Below are 3982 nucleotides of genomic sequence, written 5' to 3'. Positions count from 1 at the left end.
AGTCTTTTTCAATATACAAATGACCTACAGGAAATCGAAAAAATTTGGAATCCCAATCTAGTTTTGTAATTCCCATTTTTTTATTAATTTTCATAGATTTTCAACTATATAAATATAGGTTTCTCTTTTTCTATATTGTAATTTACTTTATTAGTTAACAAAATTTTTAACTATTAACTTTTTAAGTCTAAATTCATTATATAAATCTTGAAGCAAACTTCTATTATGATTTCTTGATACATCATCTAATGGATAATCTATTTGTTCTTGCGATATAGATTCTAATTCAAAAATAATTACACCAAGTTTATTTGCCCATAAAAACAAAGGGTTATGTTTTGGGAGAAATACTTTTGCCCCTAGAAATATAGAAATTAAAATATTTCCAACTGCTTCTTGTCGGAAATTTCCATAAATTGCAATTCCAAAACTTAACATTAAATTATTGTATTCTTTCAAAGGTAAAAAATTCTCCATTGCATTAAAATTACTTCCAAAATATTCATTCCCTTTGTTTTTAATTGAATCTATATATTGCTTTGTACCAGAATAACTTACAGGAACGAAAACTTTTTTATCAACTACATTTAATTTTGATAAAAATCTCATGGCATATTCATGATTATTTGTAATTGAAGCTGAATTTCCTATTTGTATGTTATTACCTTCAACCCATTTTTGCGATAACTCTTCACCCAAAATAGTCTCAATTGGATAATAAAAAAATTCTTTCCATAATTTATTTCTGAGATTTGGATAATATTCAATCAACATCTTGTAATCAACTTTTGTGCTATCTGTAATTATATAATCTATACGTTTAGAAATAAATTTTTCAATTTTAATAGTTTTAAAATTAGCGATTATCTTATCAAAAATATTATTAAAAAAAGAATTTTTAAATTTTTTATAATAAGTACTCTCTCTATCATATAATTCAAAACCTTTGGGATAAAGTAATTTATTATACAAATCATTCCCCCAAATTATCCAATTAACAGGAATGTTTTTGTCAATGTATTTATTAATAAATCTAATTTTTCTGGAATTTAAAAAGTGTACAATAACAGATGAAAAAACTGTTTTTGAATGTTTCTTTTCAAATTCTTTAAAGAGAATTACATTGTCAAGATTAGTTACATGTTTTAATTCATGTCTTGTAAAAACAACAAATAAATTATTTTTAGGAGCGACTTCTTCAAAAATAGAAATAGTTCTATTTATTATTTTTTCGTCATGCACCAAATGTAGTATCATATGAATTTATTTGTTATTTTTTTTTAATACTTATTTTTTTACTTTTTATAGGTTTGAATCAATTCCTAGGTGAGTTTTAATGACTTTATTTTTTCTTGTATTTTCTCGGATTGCAAAATTCTTCTCCCAGGTTTCTTTGTTGACATAACCACGTTTATGATCCAAGTGAACGCAAATAGCGGAATATCTTATTTGCTTTGATTTAAGACCTTTATTAAATAATCTTTCTCCAAGTTCTCTATCTTGTCCACCATATTGCATTTCTTGATTAAATCCGTTGACAGCGACCAAATCCTTTTTCCATCCAGAAGAATTATGACCATTCCATGAAGCATTCGTTGGTGTTACAAAATTGAGGGCTTTACTCAATAAACCACTAGTGATAAATTTAATGTTCTTAAAATTCCTTTTTAATCCTTTTGATTTTAACCATTGCAAATCAAAACAACGTTGATGAAAAATATCATCCTTAGTAATGGCTTTTGAAATATCCATTGGCAATTTAAAATACCCCCCGGAAAGGAAATAACCTTCTTGTCTGTATTTAAAGTGTACTTCCATAAAATCTTTTCTGGGAATACAATCACCATCAGTAAAAATTAAATAATCAGAAGTAGAAGAAAGAATAGCTTTATTTAATATTTGCGATTTTTGAAAACCATTATCTTCTTGCCAAACATGTATGATTGGAATATCAATTTCTACTCTTAATCTATCAATTAAATTTTTAGTTGACTCACGAGAACCATCATCAGCAATTATAATTTCAAAATCTCTGAAAGTTTGTACACTGAATCCTAGTATGACTTTTTCAAGCCATTCTTCTGAATTATAAGTGCTGAAAATAACTGTTAGTAACATAGGCGTAATCCTTAATGGTTGTAAAATTAAACATTATTTAGCGTTTAGCAATTCCAGTTGGAATCCAAGTAATTTTATTTTTTTTGTTATATTTTCTAATTTCTAAATTAAATTTTACTTTTTCTTCATCAATATAGTTTCTAGAATGATCTAAATGAACACAAATAGCACTGTACCGAATTTGCTTTGAAAATATTCGATTGTTAAACAAACGTTCTCCCATTTCTCTATCCTCACCACCATAAGCAAGTGATTCATTAAAACCATTGATAGCCAAAATATCGGATTTAAATCCTGAGGAATTGTGCCCATTCCAGGAACGTTTTGTTGGCGTAACCCAATTCATAAACGCAGCAAAATAATGATTATAGACAAGCTTAGTAATTTTAAAATTGAGTTTTAATCCTTGTTTTTTAAGCCAAGATGCGTCGAAACATTTTTGACCTAAAATATCGCTATCGGTAATTGCTGTTGAAATTAACATTGGAAGTTTAAAATAACCGCCGGAAAGAAAGTATCCTTTTTCTTTTTGCTTAAGGTGATTGGCAACAAAATCTTTTCTCGGAATGCAATCACCATCAGTAAATAATAAATAATCACTGTTCGATTTTATAATGGCATGATTAAGAATTTTACATTTTCTAAATCCCTTGTCTTCATGCCAAACATGAATAATTGGATACTTAAATTTATCCTGAAATTGCTGTATAACTTCTTTCGTTTTGCTTGTTGAACCATCATCAGCAACTATAATCTCAAAATCTTGCAGAGTTTGAATAGCGTAGCCAAGCAACACTTTGTGCAACCATTCTTCAGCATTGTAAGTAGAGATTATTACAGATAACTTCATACTCCACAAACTTAAAGAAATATTTGGATTTTCAGCAAAAGTTACTGCTTCGTTTTTGGACTCCGAAAAAAAAGCTAATTTTACGAAAAATTTCATCCATGTTTAAACATTACTTGATTACCCGATTCAATCTAAGAGCCGATTATTGGGATGTTACTAAAAACAATGAGCAGTTATTAACTGATGAATGGATGAACAACCGCATGTGGTTGTTTGAAAATTTTTGCTTTCCATCTGTGGTTGGACAAACCAATCAGAATTTTGAATGGTTGTTGTATTTTGATACCAATACTAAAGAAGTTTATCAAAACAGAATTCAGGAATTAGTTGCGAATCAGCCCAATTTTAAAGTGTTTTTTGTAGACGCGATGCCTTCATTTATGCCTGAATTACATAATTATATTACCAATGAATCCAAAGATAAACCATATTTAATTACTACAAGAATTGATAATGACGATAGTATACATATAGATTTTATCAATGAAGTTCAGAAACAATTCAACCAACAGGAATACCAAGCTATCGATTTTATAAAAGGCTATTCGTTGCAAATTGAACCAAATTATATTTTGGGAAAAAAAGAGCAACTTTTCAATCCTTTTATCAGTTTGATTGAAAAAAACGAAAATCCAAAAACTGCTTTTCATCAAGACCACAGATTTTGGAAAAGAGATAAAAAAGTAACTCAGCTTGGGGAAAAAAGATTGTGGCTATCAATTATTCACCAGCGCAATAAAATCAACAGATTTGATGGTTACGGAAATGTGAAATGTGAAAAATTAAAAAATGTTTTCATTCTTTCAAAAGAGGCTAACAATTTGATTTCTAAAAAAATAATACCTGTTCACAAATGGATTTTTACAAATCTTAAAAACCTGATAGCACATAAATTGGATTTGAATTACAAACTATTAAAAAGAAAAATTGGATTTTATAAACTCAAATAAATTATGAGCGATATAAATTCTGAAGTACACAAAGCGTTCGAAGTAATACAAGATGGCGGAATAA

General features: G+C 27.9%; 4 protein-coding genes. 1 reads left to right on the top strand and 3 read right to left on the bottom strand.

Annotation, left to right across the window (positions count from 1 at the left end):
* Positions 1–150: 150 nt before the first annotated feature.
* The 3 genes from ACOYLT_RS10480 to ACOYLT_RS10470 are packed head-to-tail and all read right to left on the bottom strand — an operon-like array spanning position 151 to position 2968.
* The gene (locus ACOYLT_RS10480; RefSeq protein ID WP_422853795.1) at positions 151–1257 is read right to left on the bottom strand and encodes a TDP-N-acetylfucosamine:lipid II N-acetylfucosaminyltransferase; all 1107 of its coding nucleotides are present in this window, start codon (positions 1255–1257) and stop codon (positions 151–153) included.
* A gap of 45 nt (positions 1258–1302) precedes the next feature.
* On the bottom strand, positions 1303–2118 hold the full coding sequence (locus ACOYLT_RS10475) for a glycosyltransferase family 2 protein (RefSeq protein WP_422853794.1): 816 nt from the start codon (positions 2116–2118) through the stop codon (positions 1303–1305).
* Positions 2119–2155: 37 nt separating this feature from the next.
* Positions 2156–2968 (bottom strand): glycosyltransferase family 2 protein, encoded by an 813-nt coding sequence (locus tag ACOYLT_RS10470; protein WP_422853796.1) that lies wholly within the window; start codon positions 2966–2968, stop codon positions 2156–2158.
* 98 nt (positions 2969–3066) lie between these two features.
* Between ACOYLT_RS10470 and ACOYLT_RS10465 the strand changes: the two genes are divergently transcribed.
* Positions 3067–3918, top strand: coding sequence for a glycosyltransferase (locus ACOYLT_RS10465; protein ID WP_422853793.1), 852 nt, complete (start codon positions 3067–3069; stop codon positions 3916–3918).
* Positions 3919–3982 lie beyond the last annotated feature (64 nt).

It is taken from the genome of Flavobacterium sp., from assembly GCF_049318185.1.
Classification (GTDB): Bacteria; Bacteroidota; Bacteroidia; order Flavobacteriales; family Flavobacteriaceae; genus Flavobacterium.
The sequence above is the reverse complement of the archived record's forward strand: the minus strand, read 5'-3'. Positions and strand labels throughout refer to the sequence as shown.